The sequence below is a fragment of the Cutibacterium sp. LaCa_255 genome (assembly GCF_057458005.1).
Genome location: NZ_CP190956.1, coordinates 1,692,900 through 1,718,804 on the forward strand (window position 1 = coordinate 1,692,900; position 25,905 = coordinate 1,718,804).

22 protein-coding genes are annotated in these 25,905 nt (G+C 62.9%); 1 reads left to right on the top strand and 21 read right to left on the bottom strand.

What is annotated here, in order from left to right; all coding sequences use genetic code 11:
* Positions 1-69 precede the first annotated feature (69 nt).
* The 11 genes from rpmB to rpsO form a co-directional block, all read right to left on the bottom strand.
* Positions 70-255, bottom strand: a complete 186-nt coding sequence (gene rpmB / locus ACP8ML_RS07680) for a 50S ribosomal protein L28 (protein WP_016665706.1) — start codon at positions 253-255, stop codon at positions 70-72.
* A gap of 250 nt (positions 256-505) precedes the next feature.
* On the bottom strand, positions 506-1,423 hold the full coding sequence (locus ACP8ML_RS07685; RefSeq protein ID WP_117188522.1) for an Abi family protein: 918 nt from the start codon (positions 1,421-1,423) through the stop codon (positions 506-508).
* Between the two features lie 207 nt (positions 1,424-1,630).
* Positions 1,631-6,502: a DEAD/DEAH box helicase gene (locus tag ACP8ML_RS07690; RefSeq protein ID WP_117188524.1), complete on the bottom strand. Its 4,872-nt coding sequence runs from the start codon at positions 6,500-6,502 to the stop codon at positions 1,631-1,633.
* Between the two features lie 103 nt (positions 6,503-6,605).
* Positions 6,606-8,297: a ribonuclease J gene (locus ACP8ML_RS07695; RefSeq protein WP_117188526.1), complete on the bottom strand. Its 1,692-nt coding sequence runs from the start codon at positions 8,295-8,297 to the stop codon at positions 6,606-6,608.
* A 10-nt stretch (positions 8,298-8,307) separates the two neighbouring features.
* Positions 8,308-8,958 carry a lysophospholipid acyltransferase family protein gene (locus ACP8ML_RS07700; protein WP_065674210.1) on the bottom strand — a complete coding sequence of 217 codons (651 nt, stop codon included), beginning with the start codon at positions 8,956-8,958 and terminating at the stop codon, positions 8,308-8,310.
* Entirely contained in the window at positions 8,955-10,109 is a 1,155-nt protein-coding gene (locus ACP8ML_RS07705) for a glycosyltransferase (protein WP_117188528.1), read from the bottom strand. The genes ACP8ML_RS07700 and ACP8ML_RS07705 overlap by 4 nt, the downstream gene beginning before the upstream one ends.
* A gap of 120 nt (positions 10,110-10,229) precedes the next feature.
* On the bottom strand, positions 10,230-11,969 hold the full coding sequence (locus tag ACP8ML_RS07710; protein WP_117188530.1) for a pyruvate dehydrogenase: 1,740 nt from the start codon (positions 11,967-11,969) through the stop codon (positions 10,230-10,232).
* Between the two features lie 107 nt (positions 11,970-12,076).
* Positions 12,077-12,892, bottom strand: coding sequence for a DUF2993 domain-containing protein (locus tag ACP8ML_RS07715; protein ID WP_117188532.1), 816 nt, complete (start codon positions 12,890-12,892; stop codon positions 12,077-12,079).
* A gap of 16 nt (positions 12,893-12,908) precedes the next feature.
* Positions 12,909-13,649, bottom strand: a complete 741-nt coding sequence (gene dapB / locus ACP8ML_RS07720) for a 4-hydroxy-tetrahydrodipicolinate reductase (protein WP_004808670.1) — start codon at positions 13,647-13,649, stop codon at positions 12,909-12,911.
* A 179-nt stretch (positions 13,650-13,828) separates the two neighbouring features.
* Positions 13,829-16,036, bottom strand: a complete 2,208-nt coding sequence (locus ACP8ML_RS07725) for a polyribonucleotide nucleotidyltransferase (protein WP_117188534.1) — start codon at positions 16,034-16,036, stop codon at positions 13,829-13,831.
* Positions 16,037-16,363: 327 nt separating this feature from the next.
* Positions 16,364-16,627 (bottom strand): 30S ribosomal protein S15, encoded by a 264-nt coding sequence (gene rpsO / locus ACP8ML_RS07730; protein WP_002514283.1) that lies wholly within the window; start codon positions 16,625-16,627, stop codon positions 16,364-16,366.
* A 235-nt stretch (positions 16,628-16,862) separates the two neighbouring features.
* On the opposite strand from rpsO, the gene ACP8ML_RS07735 reads away from it, so the two are divergent.
* The gene (locus ACP8ML_RS07735; RefSeq protein WP_179856613.1) at positions 16,863-17,021 is read left to right on the top strand and encodes a hypothetical protein; all 159 of its coding nucleotides are present in this window, start codon (positions 16,863-16,865) and stop codon (positions 17,019-17,021) included.
* Positions 17,022-17,121: 100 nt separating this feature from the next.
* Here ACP8ML_RS07735 and ACP8ML_RS07740 read toward each other — a convergent pair whose 3' ends face one another.
* The 10 genes from ACP8ML_RS07740 to ACP8ML_RS07785 all read right to left on the bottom strand — a co-directional run bounded on the left by ACP8ML_RS07740 (position 17,122) and on the right by ACP8ML_RS07785 (position 25,902).
* Positions 17,122-18,090, bottom strand: a complete 969-nt coding sequence (locus ACP8ML_RS07740; RefSeq protein WP_371258438.1) for a bifunctional riboflavin kinase/FAD synthetase — start codon at positions 18,088-18,090, stop codon at positions 17,122-17,124.
* A 73-nt stretch (positions 18,091-18,163) separates the two neighbouring features.
* Complete coding sequence (locus ACP8ML_RS07745) at positions 18,164-19,171, bottom strand: glycine betaine ABC transporter substrate-binding protein (protein WP_117188536.1); 1,008 nt, start codon at positions 19,169-19,171, stop codon at positions 18,164-18,166.
* 82 nt (positions 19,172-19,253) lie between these two features.
* Positions 19,254-20,120, bottom strand: a complete 867-nt coding sequence (locus ACP8ML_RS07750) for an ABC transporter permease (protein ID WP_069102739.1) — start codon at positions 20,118-20,120, stop codon at positions 19,254-19,256.
* A 5-nt stretch (positions 20,121-20,125) separates the two neighbouring features.
* Positions 20,126-21,469, bottom strand: coding sequence for a quaternary amine ABC transporter ATP-binding protein (locus ACP8ML_RS07755; RefSeq protein ID WP_117188538.1), 1,344 nt, complete (start codon positions 21,467-21,469; stop codon positions 20,126-20,128).
* A gap of 319 nt (positions 21,470-21,788) precedes the next feature.
* A complete protein-coding gene (gene truB / locus ACP8ML_RS07760; RefSeq protein ID WP_065674217.1) occupies positions 21,789-22,685 on the bottom strand; it encodes a tRNA pseudouridine(55) synthase TruB in 897 nt (298 codons plus the stop codon).
* Positions 22,686-22,719: 34 nt separating this feature from the next.
* The gene (rbfA, locus tag ACP8ML_RS07765) at positions 22,720-23,157 is read right to left on the bottom strand and encodes a 30S ribosome-binding factor RbfA (RefSeq protein WP_065674218.1); all 438 of its coding nucleotides are present in this window, start codon (positions 23,155-23,157) and stop codon (positions 22,720-22,722) included.
* Positions 23,154-23,804 (bottom strand): hypothetical protein, encoded by a 651-nt coding sequence (locus ACP8ML_RS07770; protein WP_143046550.1) that lies wholly within the window; start codon positions 23,802-23,804, stop codon positions 23,154-23,156. Before ACP8ML_RS07770 ends, rbfA begins: the two co-directional genes overlap by 4 nt.
* A gap of 28 nt (positions 23,805-23,832) precedes the next feature.
* Complete coding sequence (locus tag ACP8ML_RS07775) at positions 23,833-24,042, bottom strand: hypothetical protein (protein ID WP_138774600.1); 210 nt, start codon at positions 24,040-24,042, stop codon at positions 23,833-23,835.
* 55 nt (positions 24,043-24,097) lie between these two features.
* Entirely contained in the window at positions 24,098-24,694 is a 597-nt protein-coding gene (locus ACP8ML_RS07780) for a hypothetical protein (RefSeq protein WP_016665725.1), read from the bottom strand.
* The gene (locus ACP8ML_RS07785; RefSeq protein WP_138774601.1) at positions 24,691-25,902 is read right to left on the bottom strand and encodes a conjugal transfer protein TraL; all 1,212 of its coding nucleotides are present in this window, start codon (positions 25,900-25,902) and stop codon (positions 24,691-24,693) included. The genes ACP8ML_RS07780 and ACP8ML_RS07785 overlap by 4 nt, the downstream gene beginning before the upstream one ends.
* Between the last annotated feature and the right edge of the window lie 3 nt (positions 25,903-25,905).

The window sequence follows — 25,905 nt, forward strand, 5'->3', positions numbered from 1 at the left end:
CGACAGGCAATGACACCCACAACGACAAAGAACCCACCTTACGGCGGGTTCCAACGTCGAACGCAGTGCTCAGCGGCTGACTCGGCCAGCCTTGAGGCACGACGTGCACACGTTCATGCGCTTGTGCGTGCCGTTCTCGACGACACGGACGCGCTGGATGTTCGGGCTCCACCGGCGATTGGTCTTCTTCTTCGACCAGGGGACGTTGTGTCCGAAACCGGGGCGCTTGGCGCAGACGTCACAGACAGCAGCCACTGGGAGATCTCCTTGTTCGGGGTCGGCGTCACGCGGACGCCCACACAATCGATGGGTTCGAGGGTTCCTGGGGAACTCAAGGGGTTCCCTTGGGAACTGGACAAGCCTATATGGTCGAGCGGCCAGAACCCAAATCCGATGAGATGGGCAACTCCGGCAGCGACCGGACGATGTCCATCATGCATGATTGACACTTGGAGCAACGCTGGGTACTGATGACCACAGGTACGCCTGCCATGCACGGCCGGGGCTAGCATGTCCACAGATCGAGACCCGCCCAATCCTCGGGTGCACCCGTGCGAAACAATGGAACGATATCGTTGTCTGGATAGCTCTCAAAAAGAGTCGGCAAACGCTCCCCTCGGGAAAGATCGAGTTGACGATGCAGATATTGGATCAGCGTGAGTTGGCCGAAAGCACGATTCATTTTCCCAGCAACTGGAGCCAACCGCTGATCATCATTTAATTTGGGTTTGATGTCATAGACACGGTTGAACATTCGAGCATGATGAGCTGCATAGTTACGCACGATGTTCAACGATTTCAACCATGATTCCAGCTGCGGGGCACTCAGTGCACACTGGCGAGCAATGCGGTTACGAACGATGTTGGGCGGCATTCTGTACAGGCGGGAAAGCATACCCCAATCCATGATCTCAACTGCGGTCCAAACAGGCATTGCCTTGCCGTACTTCTTCTTGTGATGAGCGACAAAGTCCTCCCTGGAGGCTCTGAAGGCAGCCCGGTACTTCCTCAACCAAGCTTCGTGTTCGCCGCAACCATCTCTTCTACGACGTCTGGCCTGCACACCCAGGCGTTTCGGATCCAAGTAGATCAATGGGTCGATACGTCCCAGCTCGTAGCCAAGCATGGCGCGAACAGCCGTCTCCACCCGGTCCAGCTCAATGAACACGCTGTGACGTAATCGTTCATCAAACTTGTAGAGATCAACCACCAAGTCCAACGATGCACCAGCTACGAATTCATCACCGACTGCACCCTTGTCATCGGTGAAGCGGCGCATCGGATACCAATACCCCGACAATCGGTAGTAGTTGAGCCGTGCCAAGAGGTGCTCGGCTCGATCCTGATCATCGATGCGCATCCCGCGCCCACGCAACAGCTCGACCTGCTCTGTGTAGGTTTTGAACTGCTTGGCCTGAGCCACCCGCGGGATTGCCTTTCCGAAAAATGAGGACCGGCCCTGGACTCCCACCGAAGCGGGCAGCGGAACCGGTCATGTTGGTGCCAACTATACAACATCCAGGACAAGCTGAGCAACAAGGCCGACGACATCGCCCACGTCCCCCGGCCGACGGTGTAACCATAGGCCTACCGGTATCTGGGGACCCGGCAATGAGGTACCACGATCCGATTAGATGGGCAGCTCCGGCAGCGACCGGACGATGTCCATCGTCTCGACCGACACCCGGGTGACCCGCTTGACGAGGTCGACGATGTAGCGGGGATCGTCGTGCTCACGGCACCAGTCGTTGGGGTCGTTGACGATGCCGGAGGCCTTGTCGGTTTTCACCTGGTAGCGGTCGATGAGCCATTCGAGACCGGAGCGGGAGCCGAGCCGATACTCGTGCACGGCAGCGGGAATGTCACTCAGCGTGAGGTAGCCGTTGTAGATGATGGCCTTCCGAGTGGTCTTGTCCTCCCACCGCATCTTGGTGACGCGATACAGCTCCCACTCGTCGACATCGAGCGGATGCGTGGACTCGTGGAGCGGGTAGGGATCGACCGTCTCGTAGTTGACGTGCAGATCGGCAAGTGCGCGGCCGGCATCGACGAACGTCTGGAAGCCAGCCGACGAGGCAGCCAGCGGGATGCGCGGCAGCATCCGTTTGAGATCGGCGGCGAACACCTCCCGGTACTGCTGGGAGTGCAGCACCCCGTAGACGTAGTGGAAGATGTCGTCCTTGCTCACCTGCGGCCCGAACTTCTCCCGGTAGACAGCGAGGATCTCATCGGTGATGTTGTCGAGGCGACGATAGCCGTACTCGTCAACCTCCCCGGACGAGGCCGCAAAGAGCCCATCGTCTGCAGAGACCTTCTCGTAGGTCCAGCGAGGGAAGAACTGGGCAGCGTCTACATAGGTTTTGCTGTCGGGCAACGCATTTTGCATCAAGACGCTGAATGGCGATCGAGCACCAGATTCGATAACCCCAAACCCCACATTCCCATGCTGCGGCGTCGGGAAAATCTTCTCCAGCTGGTACACCCTCTCGTTGAGAGGTCGGTCGAAGTAGGCGTACTGCTTGGTGAATGGGCGGTACGACCCGAGGTAGATACGGTGCTTCCTGAATTCGTGGGTGCGCCCCTTGCGAGCATCGGCGAGAAGGTCACTACTCCAACTGATCTTGGTCGGATCGTTGTCGATGTCGGCACCCACCGCCTGTGCATTGTAGTTCTCGACCATCCGGCTCATGTTCCCGTTGACCGATGCACGACTGAAGTTGTAGCACCAGGCATCGCGGTTGGTCTTCAACCCTGCCGAGAACAGTTGGAAGATCGGGCACGTGGTCTCGCTCTTGCCCTTGATCCCCAGTGCAGGGAATGTGTCGAAGATGGGATTGCGCTGGTTGATCCAGTCGCCGGCCTCGTTCGGGGTGATCGAGCGCCACGGCACCGACGCCAAGGTGGCCTCGTCAATGTCGGCGAGCTTCTCCTCGCGGGACTGGTAGTCGGGCACGCCGTGGTAGTGCAGCTGGCATCCCGCGACACCGGGCTGTTTGGCGGCGATGAGGACCGCCACCCCGGTCCGGGCACCAGATCCGAAGACCTTGCCGCCCTCCCGACGAGACGTCTCCCCTGCCGTACGCTGATTGCCGCGCAGGTTGTACACCCAGATCTGGGTGAACTCGTCCACCAGGGTCTGGCGGATGCCGTCGGCGGTGTTGCCGTCCACCCAACCATTGTTAGAGACGAAGGCCACCACTCCCTGCTCGCCGATCCGATCACTCGCCCACCGGAAGGCGCGAATGTAGGAGTCGTAGAGGCTGTTCTTGTTCGTGGCCGTGGAACGGGCGGCATAGGTCTGCCCGATCCGGGCGTCCAGGGTCGGATAGTGCAGGTTCGCGTTGTCGTCATTGGCGCTGGACTGGCCGGCCGAGTACGGCGGGTTGCCGACGATCACCTGGATCGGGGCCGCCAACTGCCGCTCGATGCGCTCATTGTTCGCCGGGATCAACGAGGTGTCGGCCCGATCCCCCTTCTCGGTGATCTGGAAGGTGTCGGTGAGCGTGGCACCCGGGAAGGGCGTGTACCGGGCGCTCGGAGCCTCCTGCGAAGCCCGCCCCTCGGACTGCTCGCCCTCGGTGCTGGGGATCTCACCTCCCGGCCCGGTTTCAGCCGCTGGGCGCGAGGCGAACTGCTGGTCCACGATCTCGTCCATCTGGGCCTGGGTGAGAGTCTGGTACGTCGTCTCGATGTTGACGCACGCAATGTAGTAGGCCAGCAGCATGATCTCGTTGGCCCACAGCTCCCGGTCATACTTGCGCCCCAGGTCCTCGGGCCGGATGATCCCCGATTCGAGCAGCCGCACGATGAACGTCCCGGTGCCGGTGAACGGATCCTGCACGTGCACGTCGGTGTCGGTGAGGCCATAGCCGAACTGCGCGCGGCACACATCGTCGGCGCTGCGCAGGATGAAGTCGACGATCTCCACCGGCGTGTAGACCACCCCCAGGGAACTGGACTGCTTGGGGAAGGCCTTCCGGAAGAACTGCTCGTAGAGCCGGTGGATGACGGTCTGTCGACCGGCTGTGGTCGTCACCCCTTGGGCGCTGCGGCGTACCGAGGCATAGAAGGATTCCAGGGCGGCGGTCTCCGCCTGCAAGCCGGCATCCTCCAGCAGGCCAATCATGGTCTGCATGGTGGCCGAGACCGGATTGTTCCGGGCGAACGAACCGGTGGGGAACAACGCCTCGAACACTGGTTGGGTGATGAGGTGTTGACTCAGCATGTCGATCGCGTCGGCCTCGCTGATCGACTCATTGATGTTGGCGCGCAATCCCTCGTGAAAGGCGCGGAAGGCGTCGGCAAGTTCGTCGTCCTCGGCTCGAGCACGCGTCAACAGACTCGTGATGCGGGTCACCTGATTGGCGTGGATGTGCACGACGTCGTCGGCCCAGTTCTCCCAGTACTCACGCTCGCCCACCTTCTTGACGATGCGCGCCAGGATCGCGTCCTTGAGCTGCGTGCTGAACAACGGGAACTGCTGTCCCAGGGCTTGCTGCGCCTTCTCGGAGCGCTCCTCGGAGGCACCGTCGCTACCGAAGACCTCGATCCCGATCCGACCCTTGGTCGACTTGTCCAGATCGATCGAGTTGACCATCGCCTTGAACCGGTCGTCGTGGGAGCGCAAGGCATTGAGCACGTCCCAGACCACCTTGAAGCGCTTGTTGTTGCGCATGGCCTCATCGGGTGACTCGCTCGCATCGATCGCCACCGGCAAGATGATGTAGCCGAACTCCTTGCCCGGAGCCTTGCGCATCACCCGGCCCACCGACTGCACGACGTCGACCAGCGAGTTGCGCGGCGACAGGAAGAGCACTGCATCGAGGGCCGGCACGTCCACACCCTCCGACAGGCAGCGCGCGTTGGACAGGATGCGGCACTCGCTCTCCTCGACACCCGGTGACTTGAGCCAGGACAGTTCGTCCTCACGGGTGAGCGCATTCATCGTGCCGTCGACGTGATGCACCGCGACCTCGAGATCGGGCATGTCCGGATCGGTGTGAAGATCTTCGACGACCGCCGGAAAGGTCTGGGCGAAGGCCTTGGACGCCTTAATGTTCTGCGCGAAGGCCACCGCCCGTCTCATTGGCACCGGGTCCGGGCCGAAATCCATGTCTGCGGTGCGTTTGGCCAGACCATTCCAGCAGCCCACGATCTTGGCAGCGTCATCGAGGGAGAGCTCATGGTCCTCGTCGGCCAGCGCCGACTGCAACCCGCCGGAGACCGACTCGTTGTCGACGCACAGGATCATGACCTTGTAGTCGGTGAGCAGGTTGCGCTCGACGGCCTCACCGAACCCCAGCCGGTGAAACTGCGGGCCGTACACCGTCTCGTCGTCCATCGACGCGACGACTGCCGAGTGGTCGGCTGCCTTGCGCTTGGACTCCTCGCCGTAGATGCGCGGTGTCGCCGTCATGTACAACCGTTTGGTGGCAGGCAGGTAGTCGTTGTCGTGCACCTTGACGAAGGCCGACTCGTCGGCACCGCCGGGAAGTGTGACGCCGGTGGTGCGATGCGCCTCGTCACACAGGATGAGGTCGAACTGCTCCCTGGACTCCCGCTGGGCCCGAGCGACGACGTCAATGGACTGGTAGGTGGAGAAGACGACGGTCATCTGCTTGCCGCGCCGACCCGACGCCTTCATCTGCTCGGCAAGCCGGGCGGCATCGGTCGTCGGCAGCGGGATGTCGTAGGTCGTGATGTCCTCGGTCTTGCGGGACGCCTTGGTGTCGGAGCACACGACCATCGGGCGGATCCTCGTCTGGGACTGTGCCATCCACTCCCGCAGGGTCTGACTCACCAATGCGATGCTGGGAGCCAGGAAGAGCACCTTGAGGTGGCCGTCATTGTCGGCGCACCGCCGCTCGGCGAGCTTGAGCGAGGTGAACGTCTTGCCCGTCCCGCACGCCGAGATCCACTTGCCTCGGTCATGGTTCTGGAACCCCTCCTGGATCTTCTCCAGTGCCTCCTTCTGGTGCGGACGCAACCCATAGCGGACGGCCTTGCGCGGCTCGTAGGAGAGCGACTCCGGCGTGAACATCCAGTCAATCGGCGACTCGGCGATCTCGGCCAGGCCAATGCGCTGCACGGGCAGGGACTGATGCTCCAGCGCCTTCTCGGCATTCCTCGACCAGTGATCGGTGGTCGAGATGATGATGCGATTGTCGAACCAGATCTGGTCCCAGGCCCTGCCCGACGCCGTGAAGAACGAGTCGATGTCCTGTTTCTGCAGGTAGTGCCCGCGGTCGTAGAACTTGCACTGGATCGCGGTCCAGCGTCCGGTGTGTCGGTTGTGGGCCACCAAGTCGATGCCCGAGTCGTGGGTGTGCTCGTTGTGCTCCCACCGAGGCCAGGTCGTCACCTCGTCGTACTCGGAGGCCAGCGTGGGGTCGGTCTCGAAGTACGACACCATGAGTTCCTCGAACTGGGTTCCGCGCTCGGTCGAGGATGGTTCCGCGCGGAATCGTTCGATGACGTCATGGATGCTGGTGCGCTTGGCCACGATTCTCCTTGGAGTGGGACGCCTCACCTGGGTGAGGCGTTGTCAGCCTAGTGCACCACTGTCCGGGACCACCGTTCGGTTCACCCAAGAGTCCAAATTACCCTCACACGACGATGATGGTCGGCACGATCATGGGGCGACGTCGGTAGGTCTGCGCCACCCAGCGCCCGATGGTGCGTCGGGCAACCTGCTGGAGTTTGTGCTGGTCGCTCATGCCGCCGCGCATCGCCGACTCCAACTCGCTCACGAGTCGGTCGCGGATCTCGTCGTAGGCACGATCGTCCTCGGCGAATCCCTTGGCCTTGATGTCTGGCCCCGACACGATGCTCGCGCTCTTGGGGTTGATGGCGGCCGACACCGAGATGAAGCCCTCCTCACCGAGAATCTTGCGATCGGCCAGGGCATCGGGGGTGAGTTCGCTCACCCCGGTTCCCTCGACGAGAATGTAGGAGGCATCCACCTTGCCGACGACGCTGGCCCGGCCATCGTCCAGGTCGACGACGCCGCCATCGGTGACGACGATGGCGTCCTCGGGCTGCACACCGGTGGACACCGCGATACGGGAATTCGCCGTGAGATGCCGGTACTCGCCGTGGATCGGCATGACGGCGCGCGGTCGCACGACATTGTAGGCGTAGAGCAGCTCGCCCTGGGCAGCGTGCCCGGAGACGTGAACCAGCGCATTGCCCTTGTGCACCACCGTGGCACCGCAGCTCATGAGACCATTGATGACGCGGGTGACGGCGTTCTCGTTACCGGGGATGAGCGAGCTCGCCATGAGCACGACGTCACCCTCCCCCACCGAGATGTCCCGGTGCTCGCCGTGGGCGATGCGGGCCAGGGCCGACAGCGGCTCGCCCTGGGAACCGGTGCAGATGATGGCGACCTTGTCGTCGGGGTACTTGTCGAGATCACGCAATTCGATGAGTGAGTCGTCGGGCACCTTGAGGTAGCCCAGGTCGCGGGCGATCGCCATGTTGCGCACCATGGAACGCCCGACGTAGCAGATCTTGCGACCGTGCCGCACGGCGGCGTCGACCGCCTGCTGGACGCGGTGGACGTGTGAGGCGAAGGTGGCAACGATGAGTTTCTGGGTGGCCTGGTCGAAGGTCTGCTCGATGGCCGGGGCGAGGTCGCGCTCGGAACGCACGAACCCGGGCACCTCGGCGTTGGTGGAGTCGACCATGAAGACGTCGACACCCTCCTCACCGAGCCGGGCGAAGGCCCGCAGGTCGGTGATCCGCCCGTCGATGGGCAGCTGGTCCATCTTGAAGTCGCCGGTGTTGAGGATCGACCCGGCGTCGGTCTTGACGTAGACGGCCAGCGCGTCGGGGATGGAGTGGTTGACGGCGACGAACTCGACGTCGAACTCCTCGCCGATCTCGGCGGTGTCGCCCTCACGCACCACGCGCAGGTCGTAGTTGCGGATGCGGTGCTCCTTGAGCTTGGCCTCCACCAGGGCAAGGGTGAGCTTGGATCCGTAGACCGGGATGTCCGGACGACGCTTGAGCAGGAACGGCACCGCACCGATGTGGTCCTCGTGGCCGTGGGTCAGCAACAGGGCCGTGACCCGCGACAGTTTGTCGTCATCGAGGTAGTCCAGGTGCGGCAGGAGCAGGTCAACTCCCGGATGGTCGTCCTCGGGGAAGAGCACCCCACAGTCAATGAGAAGGATCTCCCCATTGATTTCGTAGCACGACATGTTGCGTCCGACATCTCCCAGGCCGCCGAGGGGAATGATGCGCAGAACGTCCGGTTGCAGGTCCGGGGGTGTCGTCAATCCAGTACTAGCCACGGCGTGAAGCCTATCGGGAAACTCCGACAGCTTCGCCCCGATGTGTCCTGACCGCTTCATCAAGGGCCTGAGAGACGAAGTTCTCAGCTCGTTGGCGCAATTCCTCCCTGGCCTGGCGTCGTGGCAGGGTCTCATCGGCATACATCGGCGGCCCCACCTTGGCCTCCAGCTGCGGACGCCGCCACTTGACTCCGAGCTTCCGCCCGGACCGCACCAGTGCCACTGGCACCACCGGGGCACCGGTGCGCACCGCGAGGGCAAAGGCCCCTGGACGGAAGGTCCCTGCGGAGGTCTCGTAACAGGTGATGTCTCCCTCTGGATAGATGACGACGCAGTCACCGTCAGCCAGCGCCTGCGCATTGGCCGAGAAGAAACCTCGTACGTCAGAAACGTCAACCGGAATCGTTCCGAAGGCTCGCAGGATGAGCCCTGCCACCGGGATGTCGAAGTTGGAAGGTTGCGAGTTGAACCTCAGACCGGTCGGCCAGAACACCCGCACCAGGGCCAGACAGTCGAAATCGTGGACGTGGTTGCTGACGACTATCGTCCCTGGCTCCAGATGGTGGTGTCCTCGCCGGCGAAAAGCGAAGGTCATCCCGGTGAGAATCACCGCAGCTGGGCCGACAATCGTCAGATAGGCCAGTCGCCGCAGCTTCTTCATCCGGTCGACCCCGAGATGGCGGCGTCAAACATCTCGACCAGCAACCGAGCCGATCTGTCCAGGGCGTACTCCTGGCCACAGTGTGCCTGGGCCTTGCCCGCGGTCTCACGCTCCTTCGGGTGCTCCAGCCACCAATCGATGTCAGCCGCCATCCTCTCCGGATCGCGCGGCGGGCACAGACCGTGCTCGGGGACACGACAGAACTGGCTAGTGGCCGACAGCGGGCTGTCGACGATGAGGCAGGGTAACCCGACCGAGGACGCCTCCAGGGCAGCCAAGGACTCGATCTCGACGTCTGCGGGGTGAACGTAAAGGTCGGCGGCTCGCAGTTCAGCGATGAGGTCCTCCGGACGGTCGTGGCTGACGAAGCAGGCGCCAACCCCAGTGCGTTCGGCTCGCCTCTGCAACCATTCTCGCTGCGGCCCTCGACCGGCGACCACCAGACGGATCCGATCGCGATGTCGAGACCGGGCAATGGCGTCGACGAGGACCTCGATCCTCTTCTCCGGTGAGAGCCTGCCGACAGTCATGACGGTGGCAGGGCCAGAGCTATCCAGAGCCCACGTCTCTCGTGGCGGGCCGGGCCGAAACTCTGGCGGCACCCCATTCGAGATGACGTGAAGGTGCTGGTCGTAACCGTGTCTGCGCAACTGCTCGGCGATGAATTCACTGGGGGCATGGATGTGGGACACATCGTGGTAGAACGCCAGCCACAACATGCGATAAATGCGGTCGGCAAGGCGTCGAGCGTTGGCCAGGTGCACGTTGTAGGTGATGTTCTCAGGCTGGATGTGGAAACCCGCGGTGACGGGAACACCGGCATGCTGCGCCACGTGTTTGGCACAAGCCCCCAATAGCGACGGCATGACGACATGCACGAGGTCAGCCTCGGCCACCGCTGAGGAGACAATGGCCCTGACTGGGCGCGCGAGATCGACGTTCTGAAGGTCAGCCAGGTGGGTGATGAGCGGCAGGTAGAGGACGGGCACGCTGACCACGGGGATCCCGCGAGTGCTGGGCACCGGGGTCGACTCGACGCTGAGTAAACGCACCTCGTGACCCTGGTCACGCAATGCGTGGGAAAAACGAAGGGTCGAGGCCGTCGTCCCATTTCCTGGTTGGAGGACGTCGACCACAAGAAGGATCTTCATGCGGCAGCACCACCGCTGTTCATTGCCTGCATTGACGCCATCCAACCTCGGTCCCGTGATCCTGGTCCGAAAATGCCTGTGGGGCCCGTCCTCGTCGGACGGACCCCAAAACGTGATCTCTCAGAATCTTGGGATGTTACGCATGTTCGAGGTGGCCATCGAGACGGCCTCACCGGCACCACGGTTTAGCACGATCTTGCTCATGGCGGTGGCGAACCCAATCATCTGCTCACCCTTGATCTCCGGCGGCAGGGACAGGGCGTTGGGATCAGTGAGCACCTCGACGAGGGCCGGCCCGTCGAAGTCGAGGGCATCACGAAGAGCACGACGAATATTGCGCGGATCATCAACCCGCTCGGAGTGATACCCGATCGCCTTGGCAACCCCGGCATAGTTCACGTCGTGGACGTCAGTCCCGAAGTCGGGCAACCCATTGACCAGCATCTCCAGCTTGACCATGCCGAGGGTGGAGTTGTTGAAGACAACCACCTTGATCGGCAGGTTGAGCATGCGGGCCGTGACGAGCTCGCCAAGGAGCATCGAGAGGCCGCCGTCGCCGGACACTGAAATGACCTGTCGGCCAGGGTGAGATGTCTGGGCGCCGATGGCATGCGGCAGAGCGTTGGCCATCGATCCGTGCAGGAAGGATCCGATGAGACGACGGGTACCCAACGGATCGATGTAACGAGCCGTCCACACATTGCACATGCCGGTGTCAGCAGTGAAAATCGCGTCGCGGTCAGCCAGCTCGTTGAGCAGGTGAGCGACGTACTCAGGGTGGATCGGCTTCATGTGCTCGACATTGCGGGTGTACGAGCCGACCGGAGCCTTCATAATCTTGGCGTGACGCTTGATGGTGGCCTTGAGGAACTTGTCATCATGCTGCTTGAGCAGCGGGGTGACAGCATTGCACAGGGCCTTGACGTCGGCGTGGATCGGGAAGGAGACGTCGGTACGACGGCCCAACTTCTCCGGGCGGTTCTCAACCTGAACCGTGAGGGTGCCAGGTAGGAACTGGTTGTAGGGGAAATCGGTTCCCAACAGGATCAGCACGTCGGCATCGTTCATGCCCTCGGCTGCCGCACCGTAACCCAGCAGACCGGTCATCCCGACGTCGAAGGGGTTGTCGTACTGGATGAAGTCCTTGCCGCGCAGGGAGTGACCGATCGGGGCCTTGAGCTTGTCAGCCAGGGCCAAGACCTCGTCATGAGCACCCTCGACGCCGGCACCGGCGAAGATGGCGACCTTCTTGACGTCATTGAGAAGCTTGACGAGCTGACGGACATCCTCCGGGTTCGGCTCGGTGGAGGGACGACGGCTCGGGACGAAGACCGGCGACGGAGCGGCAGCCTTCTTGTCGGTGATGTCGCCCGGGAGGGTCACGACCGAGACGGTGCTGCCCGCGACAGCATGGCGAATGGCCGAGTTGACGACGCGAGGTGCCTGCTCGGGGGTCGAGACCAGCTCGCAGTAGTCAGAGCATTCCACGAAGAGGCGATCCGGGTGGGTCTCCTGGAAGTAGCTCATGCCGATCTGGACGCTGGGGATGTGGGAGGCGATGGCCAGAACCGGGACCTGGGAACGGTATGCGTCGAACAGACCATTGATGAGGTGCAGGTTGCCCGGACCACAGGAACCTGCGCAGACAGCCAGCTCGCCGGTCAGAGTTGCCTCGGCAGCAGCGGCGAAGGCCGCGGCCTCCTCATGACGAACGTGGACCCAGTCGATACCGCCCTTGGCAGAACCGCCGGTCTTGCGAACTGCGTCAACGACGGGGTTCAGGGAGTCACCGACGATGCCGTAGATCCGCCGCACCCCCGCATCGAGGAGCTGTTGGACGAGCTGTTCGGCAACATTCATGAAAGGGACCTCCACGGAACTGACGACATGTGGTGAGCGGCCGAGCGGCCACCGACCAGAATACGACTTATTGGCCTAGCCTCACCTCATCATTCGCGCCAAGCTGATCACTTTCCGGTGAGGTCGGATAGTTTCACCTCGGTCCCGACAAGGGAAAACTCCAATCCCTTCGGCGTCGCCTTGAGGGATTCGTAATTCAGATTACCCAAATCGGGGAGGGTGAATCGATCTGTGATGCCTTCCAGAACGGACTTGAGCAGGATGTCCGGAATCGGAATGCCGTCCAAGCTCGCCGATGGGCTCGTCAACGTCACCCGCCGCGATGTGGTCTCGACGCCAGGAACGGCTGAGATACTGACACCCACTCGGGCTCCCAGAACCGACATGTCGCGCACAATGGTCACCTTGCCGTTCGCACCGGCGTCATCGTTGTACGTGATCTTGCCGCCTGCCAGCCGAGACAGCTCGGGCCAGTCGACCCGGCCAGTTGCAGACATCGTCTCGGCGACCGTCTGGGATTCCTCACGGGCATGACGGATCCCATTGGCGTGGATGTTCACGTCATGGAAGGTCACCGTCGTCTCGTCTCGAGCGACGGTCGCCGTTGGTATGGTCGCGTCAAGTCCCTGGAGCTCGTCGGTCAGCAAGACTCCAAGGAAGGGGCGATTGCGGATCGTGACACCGACGCTCGACTCGTCCGCCCCGACTGACTCCGCAATATTGGCCGCGATGGCCTTCTCACTTCTCGCCCGGAAGGTTTGATCGGTGATCACCGCCGCGACCGCGACCAAGGCAATGATGACGACGGCGACGAGCCACTTGATGAGGCGGTGGTGACGACGATCACGTTCCACCGTCACCACCGCCCCGGTACCAATCTGAGGCCTGGGCGGTAGCACCTGAGTCGGCTCAGATGGCGTCATCGAGAAATCAGGACGCTCATTCAAGTCCGAGCAACCCTTCGATGCCGATGGTCAGACCCGGACGATCAAGGACACCGCGCACGCCGGTGAGAACGCCCGACATGAAGGAGACGCGGTCCATCGAGTCATGGCGGATGGTCAGGGTCTCCCCCTCGGCTCCGAAGAGCACTTCCTGATGGGCGACGAGGCCGCGCAGGCGGACACCGTGGACGTGGACCCCGTCAACGACGGCTCCGCGAGCCCCGTCGAGCTGGCTCTGAGTGGCGTCCGGAACCTCTCCCATGCCGACCTTCTGCCGGGCAGCCGCGATCTTGCCGGCGGTCGTGCGGGCGGTGCCGGAAGGGGCATCGACCTTGTTGGGGTGGTGCAGCTCGATGACCTCGACCGACTCGTAGAACTTCGCAGCCTCCTCGGCGAAGTGCATCATGAGCACGGCACCGATGGAGAAATTCGGGGCGACCAGGCAGCCGGTGTTGGGATGGTCGGCGAGCTGGTCGCGCAAGGTCTGGTAGCGGTCTTCGTCAAAACCCGTAGTGCCGACGACGGTGTTGATCTCGTGGTCGATGGCCCAGGCGAGGTTGTCCATGACGGCGTCGGGGGTGGTGAAATCGACGACGACGTCGGCTCCCTCAGCGGCTGAACGGTCATCGCCACTGTCGATGGCGGCCACGAGCTCGGTGTCCTCGGCTTCCTCGACGGCCTGGCACACCGAAGCTCCCATACGTCCCTTGGCTCCGAATACGGCAACCTTGATCATCTGGACCTTCCTTCCTGACGACGGCACCTGCCCGGCGCCGCATCCAGATTACCCAGATGCTCTGACGTTCCCGAGGAATGATCCATCCGCGCACAACGAACGGGATGCCCTGGCGAAAGTGCCAGGACATCCCGCTGATGTCAGTCCCTCACAGGATCAACGACTCCAGGATTGATGACTCACTCCTCGGTGTCGTCGTCCTCCTCGTGGGAGGCCAGGACCAGGGAGAACTTGCCCCGGTCGTCGACCTCAGCGATCTCAACCTCGATCTTCTGACCGACCGACAGCACGTCCTCGACGGCCTCGACGCGCTTACCCTCGTTGAGGTCACGCATCTTGGAGATGTGCAGCAGGCCGTCCTTGCCAGGCAGCAGGGAGACGAAGGCACCGAAGCTCGTCGTCTTGACCACGGTGCCCAGGTAACGCTCACCGACCTCTGGCATCTGCGGGTTGGCGATGGAGTTGATCATCGTGCGGGCAGCGTCGGCGGAATTGCCGTTGTCGGCACCGATGAAGATGGTGCCGTCGTCCTCGATGGAGATATTGGCACCGGTGTCATCCTGGATCTGGTTGATCATCTTGCCCTTGGGGCCGATGACCTCACCGATCTTGTCGACCGGGATGTGCACGGTGATGATGCGAGGCGCGGTCGGAGCCATCTCGTCAGGAGAGTCGATGGCGTCGTTCATGACCTCGAGGATGGCGGTGCGAGCCTCCTTGGCCTGTTTGAGGGCACCGGCCAGCACGTCGGCGGGGATGCCGTCGAGCTTGGTGTCCAGCTGCAGGGCGGTGACGAACTCGCTGGTACCGGCGACCTTGAAGTCCATGTCGCCAAGAGCGTCCTCAGCACCCAGGATGTCGGTGAGGGCGAGGTACTTGGTCTTGCCGCCCTCGTCGGTCTCGCTCATGAGGCCCATAGCGATGCCAGCGACCGAGGCGCGCAACGGCACACCGGCGTTGAGCAGGGCGAGGGTCGAGGCGCAGACCGAACCCATCGAGGTGGAACCGTTCGACCCGATGGCCTCGGACACCTCGCGGATGGCGTAGGGGAACTCCTCACGGGTCGGCAGGACCGGGATGAGGGCGCGCTCGGCGAGGTTGCCGTGGCCGATCTCGCGGCGCTTCGGGGAGCCAACACGACCGGTCTCACCGGTGGAGTACGGCGGCATGTTGTAGTTGTGCATGTAGCGACGCGTGGTCTCCGGGGAGAGGGTGTCGAGCTTCTGCTCCATGTCGAGCATGTTGAGGGTCGACACACCGAGGATCTGGGTCTCGCCGCGCTGGAAGAGGGCAGAACCGTGAACACGCGGGATGACGCCGACCTCGGCCGATAGGGCACGGATATCACGGGGCCCGCGACCGTCGATACGCACACTCTCGTCGAGGACGCGCTTGCGGACGATCTTCTTCATGACGGCCTTGAAGGCGCCGGAGATCTCGGCCTCCCGCTCCGGGAAGGTCTCGGCGAGCTCGGCCTTGATGCGGGTCTTGAGCTCGGACTCAGCCTCCTGACGCTCCAGCTTGGCAGCGATCTGCTCGATGCGGGAGAGCTCGTCGGCAGCCTTCTCCTCGACGGCGGCGTAGACGTCGTCCTCGTAGTCCTTGAAGACCGGGAAGTCGTAGGTTTCCTTGGGCAGCTTGGCAGCCAGGGCGACCTGGGCGTCGCACAGCACCTTGATGAAGGGCTTGGCGGCCTCCAGACCGGTGGCGACGACCTCCTCGGTCGGAGCCGTGCGTCCGCCACGGACGAGGTCCCAGGTGGCCGGGGTGGACTCGGCCTCGACCATCATGATGGCGACGTCACCGTCGGCGAGCACTCGGCCGGCGACGACCATGTCGAAGGCCGACTCCTTGCGCTGCTCGACGGATGGGAAGCACACCCACTGGTCGTCGATGAGAGCCATCCGGACGCCACCGATCGGGCCAGAGAACGGCAGACCAGCGAGCTGGGTGGACATCGAGGCGGCATTGATGGCGACGACGTCGTAGTAAACGGCCGGATTGAGGGCCATGACGGTCACGACGACCTGGACCTCGTTGCGCAGACCCTTGACGAAGGAGGGGCGTAGCGGGCGGTCGATGAGACGGCAGGCGAGGATGGCGCCCTCAGACGGGCGTCCCTCACGACGGAAGAAGGAGCCGGGGATACGTCCGGCAGCGTACATGCGCTCCTCGACGTCAACCGTCAGCGGAAAGAAGTCGATGGAATCGCGGGGAGTCTTGGCAGCCGTGGTGGCCGACAGCAGCATGGTGTCACCATCGAGGTAGACGGCGGCGGATCCATCCGCCTGCTGAGCCAGCAGTCCCGCCTCGAAGCGGACGACGTGCTTGCCAAATTTTCCATTGTCGATGATGGCCTCGGTGAATTCGAGTCCGGGTCCCTCCACAGGGATGTCCTTTCGCAGGGCCGACCGCCGCCCGCTGGCGCTCCAGAAGGCGCCTCTTGTAAAACCACACCGGTCTTCGATCGAAGCCGCCGGGACCGTGCCCCGGTGACCACTACCGAGGACCCATGTGTCATGGGGAGGCAGTCGACGGTTACAGTAATTCTGATTGTGGCTTTCAGTTTAGGGCATCTGTGGTCAATCCCACGAATCCTGGTTTCCAGGCGTTCAGGACGTGGGTACCCGCTTCACGGCATGACCGTATGACTCCGGACATGAAAACGGGGCGCCCCGAAGGGACACCCCGTCAATTCGTGTGATCCGCGACGCTCAGCGACGCAGGCCGAGACGAGCGATGAGCTCGCGGTAGTGCTCGATGTCGTTCTTCGCGATGTAGTTGAGAAGACGACGGCGCTGGCCAACCATGAGCATCAGGCCACGACGGGAGTGGTGGTCACCCTTGTGGACCTTCAGGTGCTCGGTGAGCTCAGCGATGCGCTTGGTGAGGATGGCGACCTGGACGTCCGGGGAACCGGTGTCTCCGGGGTGGGTCGCGTACTCTTCGATGATCTTCTTCTTCTCGGCAGCATCCATCTCGGTGGGTTCCTTCCTGTCCGCTGCGCGGCGTCCCCGACGCTCTTACTGCAGGGGACTCTTCCAAGGCCGCGGCCGATCTGACGGCAACTGGGTGAGAATATCAGCTCTTCCCCGTCGAGTGCGAATTCGCATGTGCCGGACAGCAGCCGGGCACCCCCATGCAGAAGGTATATCCGACCTGGCGAAGGTTCCGCGGCACAGCACCTCCTCGAAGATCGCGGCACTGATGGTCATGACGCTGTACCCACCGACAGCCATGGGGAGTGAACGAGGCGAGGTGGCCCGTCACAACTCCACTGAGGCACAGGGACAGGATACCGAGAGCGGCAACAACGACAGCGGTGACGCGGGGATGACTCGCGACCAGGGATCGGCAACTGGCCACGCCTGAACTACCTTTCGATACATGGTCAGCGGCAACATGACCTACCGGGTATTCCCGCGGCGTTCACACCGCACCGCCCCCGAACTGCCGGACGTGATTGCCAGCCTCAGGCCAGGATTTGCCGTGCCGCGTCGACGTCGTCGGTCATCTGCGAGATCAGCGGCTCGATACCGTCGAACTTGATCTGCCCACGCAGTCGCTCGGCAAAGGTGACCTTGACGTCGACTCCATAGAGCTCGAGATCATCGCGATCGATGACGTAGGTCTCGACTCGACGCTCGACACCGTCGAAGGTCGGGTTGGTCCCCACCGAGATCGCAGAGGGAAGTCGGCGACCGGCGTCCGGACCGCTACCAGGCTCCAACCATCCGGCATACACCCCGTCAGCCGGAACGGCACGCCCTTCCGGCAGGACGAGGTTGGCCGTCGGGAATCCCAGCTCGCGTCCGCGCTGGTCCCCCATGACGACGACCCCACCGACCTCGAAGGGGCGTCCGAGCAACTCGGCGGCCTCGGCGACATCGCCGGCTGCCACCACCTCGCGAGCCCGGGTCGACGACACCGTGACACCGGAAATGGCGACGAGATCCATGGCATGAACCTCAAAGCGACCACAGCCAATCTCCGACAGGGCCTGCGGAGTGCCCACGGCGTGACGTCCGAAGCGGAAGTTCTGGCCCACCAAGACATGCTCGGGTTGCAGAGGGCTGATCATTCGCTCGACAAAGGCCGCTGGGGACCAATTCGCGATCTCCGGAGTGAAATTGACCACGCGCACCTCGCTGGCACCGGCCTCCTTCAACCAGTCAATGCGTCGCTCCAGCGGGCACAGCAGGGCCGGGGCCTGGTCAGGGGCCAGGACGGTCAGCGGATGAGGCCAGAAGGTGACGACGACGACGTAACCGTCCGGGTCAAGCCTCTTGGCCTGCCGGACAAGGGCCTGGTGGCCACGGTGCACACCATCGAAGTTTCCGATGACGACGGTTGACGATTCCTCGGGAACAGACACGCCCGGCAGTCTATGGGGACAACCGCCCATGGCCCGAATCCGAAAATCATCACTGGGCGTCGTCATCGCGGAATTGGCAGGCGTCCCACCGCGTCAGGATACGAACCGGGCCGCCCACCTGGGCGGCCCGTCCTGCCTATCAGCTCTCGGCGAGTTCGCCGGACTTGAGCTTGTCGACCCACGCCTTGTTGTGCGAGGTCCACTCCGCCACGGCCTTCTCCTGGTTCTTGCCACCGTACTTGTCCGCGGAGAACATGGTGTCCTCAAGATCGGAAAGCGTCTTGTCGTCGAAAGCCATGTTGCGCATCAACTGAGCGGCCTTCGGGAAGTCCTTCTCGAAGCCCGGACGAGCGAAGCTGTAAATCACCTCAGCATCGCCCAGGGCGTTCTTGGGATCCTTGAGGTCGCGGATCGGGAACGCGCCGTAGGCCCAGTGCGGACGCCACAGCGTCACCGCGATGTCACGTTTGGCGGCAGTGGCCTTCTTCAATTGGGACAACATCGCCGGCGTTGACGAGATCTTGAAGTTGATGTTCTTCAAACCGTACTTCGGGATGGCCGAATCCTTGGTGGCCTTCGTCAGTCCTGCGCCTGCCTCGATGCCATAAAGGGTGTTGCCGTACTCATCACCCATCGACTTCAAATCGCCGATGGTCTTCGCCTTGGAATCCTTGTTGACGGCGATGGTGAGTTTGGCGTTGTCGTACCAACAGCCAAGGTTCTCCATCTTGTCTCCGTAGCGCTTGACGTAGTCGGCATGAGTCAGGGGAAGCCAACCGTCGGTGATGAGGTCGATGTCCCCGGCGACAAGTCCGGCATAGCCTGGACCGGCGTCAAAGCCCTTGATCGCCACCTTGTAACCGTCCTTCTCCAGGACGTTCTTGATGATCCCGGCGGTGGCGAAGGACTCATCCCAGCCATTGAAGGCGCCAATCGTGATGTCCTTCTTGCCATCGGCCTTCATGGACGTGGTGTCTTTGGATCCGGTACCCGGGGTGCAGTCGGCCCACTTCGTGTTGACGTTGTCGGAGCCCGTGTCAGAGCTGCCGGACTCTCCGTTTCCGCTGTTGGAGGCATCGCATCCGGACAGAGCCAGAGCCCCAATCGTCAGGGTGGAGGCCACGGCGATGAACTTGCGTCGAACCATACTTGTACTCCTCATTGTTACCTCGTGTTCATGTTCTGCATGGGACTCAGTCGTCCTATTGGGTTCAGCTGCCCTGTTGTGATCAGTTGGCGCGCTGTGCCCGGGCGAGCGAGGTGCGATTGGCCAGTCCATTGGTGATGCGGTCCAGGTAGACGGCCACGATCACCACTGCCAGTCCAGCCTCCATGCCCAGACCGATGTCGACCTGGGACAGGGCTGCGACGACGTCACCGCCAAGACCACCGGCACCAACCATGCCCGACAGCACGACCATGGACAGGGCCAGCATGATGACCTGGTTGACGCCGGCCATCACCGTCGGCATGGCCAACGGCATCTGGATACGCCACAGGATGTGACGCGGACTGGCACCGAAGGCTGCGCCGGCCTCCACCGTCTCGGTGTCGACGCCGCGAATACCCAACTCGGTGAAGCGCACGCCAGGCGGCAGGGCGAAGATGATCGTCGCGATGGCCCCAGGAACCTGACCGATACCGAAGAGGACGATGACCGGAACCAAGTATGCCAGCGACGGCATCGTCTGCATGAAGTCGAGAATCGGCTTGATGATGGCCGAGAATCTCTTCGACTTGGCAGCCCAGATACCCAACGGGATCGCCAGGATGAGGGCCAGGATGACGGCCACAACCACCAGCGCCAGGGTCTGCATGGTGTTGTTCCACTGATCCATGGCCCGGACCAGGTAGAACCCAATGAGGGCGAACACTGCCACCTTCCAGTTCGCACAGGCCCAGCCGATGGCGGCGAAGACGACCAGCATGACCAGATACAGCGGCTTGGACAGGACGAGGTTGAGCCCGTCGTACATACCGCCGATGACGACGTTGGTGAAGGTGATGAGCCAGTCAAAGGCGTGCTGGAACCAGTCGAAGAAGGTCTCGATCCAGCTTCCCAACGGAATACGGGGGTTGACGAAATTGAAGCCCATCTCGATCAGGCCTCCTTCTCGGTGGTCGGGGCGGATGCGACCGTCGCGGTCGTCGTCTGGTCAGCAGGTGGAAGACCAACGGGGTCTCCGACGCCCTTGATGACGGGTAGCTTCCCGGTGTCCTCCAGGGACATCACGGATCCCTCGGACACCTTGTCCTGGGACCTCGACATGGAGTCAAGCAGAGCGACTCGGGAAATGACGCCCATGAGATGGAAGTCCTCGTCGACGACGGCCAGGGGCACTCGTGCGTCCTTGGACGGGGCGAAAAGATCGGACAATGGGGTGTCCGTGCGAACGGTAAGGATGCCGCCGGTCTCGACGACTCCAGCAATGCTGCGATCGCCACGACGAGCAGCCTCGATGACCTCTTGGTCCCCGACCATGCCGAGCAGACGGCGGTGCTCGTCAACGACGAAGACGCCCGCCCAGTCGTGTTGGTCCATGATGCGCTGGACCTGGCGAGGATCTGCCGACTTGGAGACGATGGCCTCTGTCGGGCGCATGACCGCCGATGCCGTGAGCACTCGGCTGCGGTCGACATCCTGGACGAAGTCAGCGACGTAGTCGTCGGCCGGCCGGGTGAGGATCTCGTCAGAGGTACCGATCTGAGCAACACGGCCATTGCGCATGACCGCGATGTGATCGCCGAGGTACATGGCCTCGTTGAGGTCGTGGGTGATGAAGATGATCGTCTTGTTGAGGGTGCCCTGCAGCTCGAGGAGCTGGTCCTGCATCTCACGACGGATCAGTGGGTCAAGAGCGGAGAAGGCCTCGTCCATGAGCAGGATGTCAGTCTCCGCAGCGAGAGCCCGAGCCAAACCGACGCGCTGCTGCATACCGCCGGACAGCTGGTGGGGATACTTGTCTCCCCATCCCTTGAGCCCCACGGTGTGCAGCCACTCGTTGGCTTTCTCCAAACGGTCCTTCGGCTTGAGCTTGCCCTGCAACTTCAGCCCGTAGGCCGCGTTCTCGCGAACAGTCAGGTGAGGAAGAAGGGCGAAATGCTGGAACACCATCGACACATGGTCGCGACGAAGCTCCCGCAATTGGGAGTCGTTCATGTCAGAGACAACTTTTCCGGCCACCTCGACGGTACCCTCGGAGGGCGCCCACAACCCGTTGATCATCCGGATGAGGGTGGACTTTCCGGACCCTGAGAGGCCCATGACGACGAAAGTCTCTCCCTTGGCGACCTCCAAGCTGACGTCGATGACAGCCGCCGTACCGAGAGAGGCAAGATCTTCTCGAGACTCCCCTGCTTTGAGTCTTTCGATCACTTCTCGTTCGTGTTTACCGAAAACCTTGTACAGATGGGATGCTCGAACCAAATCCACGTCGTACGGCACCTTTCGAATGGGCAGTTTGGATACACATCATGCGGATCGCGAGCGCGCCACGACTTCGCGTCACGGGGCAGCGAACCGCCGAAAGATCACGCCTAGACCAGCGCAAAACAACCACCCGAAACTATCACGTCATATTTACGTCTGCAAATAGCAGGCATTATCACCGTCACCAAATCAATTTCTATGAATACTCGGAATTGAGGCGCGTGGTAAGCAGACTGCTAAGATAATGTAAACCCATGTGGGTTACGTCACGTCGCACGACACTGACAGCTTCACCGCAGCCTGAAGCGCTCAAACGCCTCCGCCTGAGCTGTGGTCAGACCAGCACGCAGATTGCGCGACTCTGCCCCTCTTTTTCGTCATCTGGCCGATAGAGGGCCAACAATTCGCCACTTCTTGAAACCATCGCGGTCACGTCTGAGGGGCCGGTCACGCTCAGACGCCGTCCGACTCGGATGGCAACTTCCTGGTCTTCGGTGACCTCGACGACGGGGAAGCTCAGTCTGGCAGCCTCCGCCATCGTCATCGGGGTCGGAGCGACGGCGTCATCGGCGAAAATGTCAGGGCCAGCAGCGTTGAGGTCGAAGGGTCCGATTCGGGTACGCCGGAGTGCCGTGAGGTGGCCGCCCACTCCGAGGCCCGCGCCGACATCTCGTGCCAGGGCCCTCACGTAGGTTCCAGAAGAACAGGTGACCTCGACGTCGACGTCGATCACCTCGTCATGGCGACGAATGTCGGTGATGTCGAATCGAGAGACGGTCACCGCGCGTGGCTGGAGGACGACGTCCTCCCCGGCTCGCACCTTGGCGTAGGCGCGCTGACCGTTGATCTTGATCGCGCTGACTGCGGTGGGAACCTGCAGGATCTCACCGGTCTGGCGTGCCGTCGCGGCGAGGATGGCGTCGTCATCGATCCCAGATGCGTCGGTGATGGCAGTGACATCGCCCTCGGCGTCGTCGGTGACGGTGCTCACCCCCAACCTCATCGTGGCGGTGTAGTCCTTGTCGTGCAGGGACAGATGGCCGAGCAGCCTCGTCGCCCGGTTGACGCCGACCACGAGAACCCCGGTGGCCATGGGGTCCAGGGTTCCGGCATGCCCGACCTTACGGGTGCCCATGAGTCGACGCACCCGGCCGACGACCTGGTGCGAGGTGACGCCGGCGGGTTTGTCAACGACGAGGACGCCAGAGGGAACGTCAGGATTTCCCTTCATCGGCCAACCTCAAGACGCGCCGAAAGCACGGTCGTCACTCGGCCTCGTCCTCGTCGCGACGACGGTAGGGGTCAGCCTCACCGGCAGGCGTGACTCCTTGGGAACGACGCGCGATCTCGGCATCAGAAGCGGCAGCTCGTGCCAAGGCATCCTCGATCGACTTGGCGGTCTCGGGGGTGGCGTCGCGTACGAAGGTCAGCGTCGGAGCGTAGCGCAGCTTGAGTCTCTTGCCGACGGTGGTGCGCAGCATGCCCTTGGCCGACTCGAGAGCGGCAGCCGTGCCGGCGATCTCCTTGTCGGTGCCCATCGCGGTCCAGAACAGGGTGGCGTCGCGGGAGTCCCCGGTCAGACGCGCATCAGTGATCGTCACGAAGCCCAGCCGGGGGTCCTTGACGCGGCGCTCGAGGGTCTCGGCAACGACAACCCGGATCTGATCAGCCAGCTTGGCGACACGTGGATTCGGTGTGTTCATGATCTCTCCTCAACAACCGCATCGGGACGAACGGCCTGTCCATCCTGCCACACATGCGGCGAATGCCAACCATCAAGAGGCACCACCCGACGACCCGGCATCGCCTGTCTCCGGCCGACACTCCTCACAACGATGACAGGAAGCGCGGAATGTCCCGGTACTTCTCGAAGTCCATGGCGAACCGTAGGCACTCCCTCGTGTTGTGCCACGGAGTGAAGAGGATCCGGTCCCCGAGGTCCCCGGACCAGCACACCTTCCCCATGATTCCGTGGGGAAACGATCGGGATCCAATTCTCGTCGCTGCAGACCCACGCCTGGCGACACACCAACTGTCCGTCCTCATCCACGGAGGGAGTCATCTCCCACATCCGCAGCACCGTCTCGCCGAGATCGAGATGCAGTGACGGGAACTCCCCTCCGACGACGACGGCGTTGCTCCCGTCGAATCCCGGCGACGTCGCCGGCCGGGCCAGCGCATCCATGAGCTCATCGGAGAACTGGCCGATGGGCTGTCCGGGATCGGCCCGCTTTATCCATGCCATGGTGCCGTCGCGAGTGATCCGTGCCTCGGCCATTAACTCGGTGTCACAATCGCCGTCGACCCAGTGGTCCACGATGACCGACACCATCCGTGCGTCACCCTCCATCCAGAGGTTCACCGTAACGTCAGGCGCATCAACGGCACGCCAGCGATAGCCGAGCCGCAAGGTGTCGCGTCCCCCCACACCACCACAGATGCTGGGAAATCGTCATCGGTCCCCGGTGGGCAGGCGCCAGGATCGACTCCGTCCCCTCCATGACCAGAGCAGCAGCGGGCAGGAAGGCAGCCGGAACCTCGTGCGCATCCGGTTCTCGGACGGGCCATGGGTTGATCGTCAGTCTCATGGTTGGTTCCTATCATGCGGATCGGTCGGGACTGCCCCGTCATGATAGGCCATCATCACCGCGACTCCCCCGGTGCCTTCCACTGCATGACCAACCCGACCACCACGAGGACGAGCGTCACCAAAGCGGCGCCGGGAGCAAGCGGGCTGTAGTCCAGCAGCGCCCACCAACGTGGGGTCGCGACACCATCGGCCGTGCCGATGAACCAGCACAACAGGGCCAGCACCGTCCCGGGGAGCCATGCCCACGACGCGGACCATAGCACCGCCGCGATCATGGACATCCCGGTGAGCAACAGGTGATTGCGCGCAAACCACAGCACCGACAGGATCGCGTCGGGAGATCCCTGGGTGAGGATGACAGCCCACAGCACCGGCCAGAGGGTCACCACCACCGCCCAGCCCAGTCGCAGGTCTCGGATCGGATGGTCGGGCCAGGCCCCTTCTCGGTCTGGGTCGGGCGAACCGAATAGTACCGACGCCATGATTCCGCACAGACACGAAGGCCCCAGCAGACCGACGACGGCGCGGTCGACCGCCAGCGGCACCATCATGAGGTCCGTGCTGGTGAACTTCGCGCACACGATGCCGCAGACGACGTAGATCACCACGGCAACCGGCCCGCGACTGCGGAGGAATCGCCATGTCGTCATTGCAGGCACTGCTTGTCCATGGTGAGGAAGGTGAGGGTCTCCGCGGGGTCGGGAGGAGTCCCGTCCATCACTGCCTCGAAGAGATGATGGGAGGTCAGGAAATTATCGACACACCACTGTTCGGTGGGCTTCTGATGGTGCGGATCCTTCGGGAGAACAACCTCGCCATTGAGCAATGCACCAGCAAGGGAATCCGCCCACTGGCTCCTGGGAGCGTCGGTCGAGACTGCTCCGACGAACACGTAATGACGATGAGCTGACGCATACCCAGGGGCGTCGGGCCCCGAGTAGAGGATCGGTTCCTGAACCCCCATGTCCTCCAGGAACCTGTCGGCCCGGTCGGTGGCCTCGACGTACTCGTCGGCCCGCCACTCGACGTCCAGCGGCACGCATGCCATGGAGCCGCGATCTCCGACCGTTCGGCAGTCCCACCTGTCGGTCGGTTCCCACGCCGGGTCCAGTCGGAGGGTGGCCGTGACCCCACCGACGATGGCTCCGACCAGGAGGGCTGCGGTCGCCCACATCCACCACGGTCGGTCGCCCCTGGTCGCGGTCAGCAGGGCAATGACCACGAGAACCGCCGCGATGACGACCAGCTGAAGAACTCCGTACACCAGGTACGTCTGCAAGCTCGGGTGGTTGGCGGATCCGTCGAGGGCCACCGGGCCGTACCACCCCATCATTACGGTCTCGAAGGGCGGCCACTCGCACGCCACGACGTAGAGCCCGATCCCCGCGACGGCCGCGCACAGGTACGAACCGGTGGCCACACCGACGAGGGCACCCACCGCAAGACTCGCCGTCGTCGCCATGGCCGTCACCACCGGCCCGGCAGCTAACCGCGGATCGGGGTGACAACCCCCGGCCAGGCACGTCCAGGCAAGGATCGCGTCGGCCAGCAAGGCGGTTGCCAGCAGGACCACACCGGCTCCAACAATCCACCACGTGACGATCGTTGCCGCTGTCCGGTGGGGCCAGGCCGACGACATCCGGATCGCGCCGGAGCGCTTGAGGTGAGCCCCAAACGCGCATCCGGCCGCGCACGCCAGCGGCGTCAGGATGATGATCACCGACGACATGTTCCCGGCGCTCAGCGCGAAGGATCTCCACGACTGATCGACCTCGACGAAGGTGTCGCAGGTCGCCACGATCCACGCGACGACAAGCACCGCACTCCACACCAAGGACTGCCTAAGGACCGGTCGCATCGC

Bases quoted from the DNA above. Each gene is read 5' to 3' on its own strand.
- ACP8ML_RS07700 (WP_065674210.1), bottom strand. From the start codon at position 8,958: ATGAAGAAGCTGCGGCGACTGGCCTATCTGACGATTGTCGGCCCAGCT.
- ACP8ML_RS07705 (WP_117188528.1), bottom strand. From the start codon at position 10,109: ATGAAGATCCTTCTTGTGGTCGACGTCCTCCAACCAGGAAATGGGACG.
- ACP8ML_RS07710 (WP_117188530.1), bottom strand. From the start codon at position 11,969: ATGAATGTTGCCGAACAGCTCGTCCAACAGCTCCTCGATGCGGGGGTG.
- ACP8ML_RS07715 (WP_117188532.1), bottom strand. From the start codon at position 12,892: ATGACGCCATCTGAGCCGACTCAGGTGCTACCGCCCAGGCCTCAGATT.
- dapB (WP_004808670.1), bottom strand. From the start codon at position 13,649: ATGATCAAGGTTGCCGTATTCGGAGCCAAGGGACGTATGGGAGCTTCG.
- rpsO (WP_002514283.1), bottom strand. From the start codon at position 16,627: ATGGATGCTGCCGAGAAGAAGAAGATCATCGAAGAGTACGCGACCCAC.
- ACP8ML_RS07735 (WP_179856613.1), top strand. From the start codon at position 16,863: ATGACGCTGTACCCACCGACAGCCATGGGGAGTGAACGAGGCGAGGTG.
- ACP8ML_RS07740 (WP_371258438.1), bottom strand. From the start codon at position 18,090: ATGACGACGCCCAGTGATGATTTTCGGATTCGGGCCATGGGCGGTTGT.
- ACP8ML_RS07745 (WP_117188536.1), bottom strand. From the start codon at position 19,171: ATGGTTCGACGCAAGTTCATCGCCGTGGCCTCCACCCTGACGATTGGG.
- ACP8ML_RS07750 (WP_069102739.1), bottom strand. From the start codon at position 20,120: ATGGGCTTCAATTTCGTCAACCCCCGTATTCCGTTGGGAAGCTGGATC.
- truB (WP_065674217.1), bottom strand. From the start codon at position 22,685: ATGAAGGGAAATCCTGACGTTCCCTCTGGCGTCCTCGTCGTTGACAAA.
- rbfA (WP_065674218.1), bottom strand. From the start codon at position 23,157: ATGAACACACCGAATCCACGTGTCGCCAAGCTGGCTGATCAGATCCGG.
- ACP8ML_RS07770 (WP_143046550.1), bottom strand. From the start codon at position 23,804: ATGGAGGGTGACGCACGGATGGTGTCGGTCATCGTGGACCACTGGGTC.
- ACP8ML_RS07775 (WP_138774600.1), bottom strand. From the start codon at position 24,042: ATGAGACTGACGATCAACCCATGGCCCGTCCGAGAACCGGATGCGCAC.
- ACP8ML_RS07780 (WP_016665725.1), bottom strand. From the start codon at position 24,694: ATGACGACATGGCGATTCCTCCGCAGTCGCGGGCCGGTTGCCGTGGTG.
- ACP8ML_RS07785 (WP_138774601.1), bottom strand. From the start codon at position 25,902: ATGCGACCGGTCCTTAGGCAGTCCTTGGTGTGGAGTGCGGTGCTTGTC.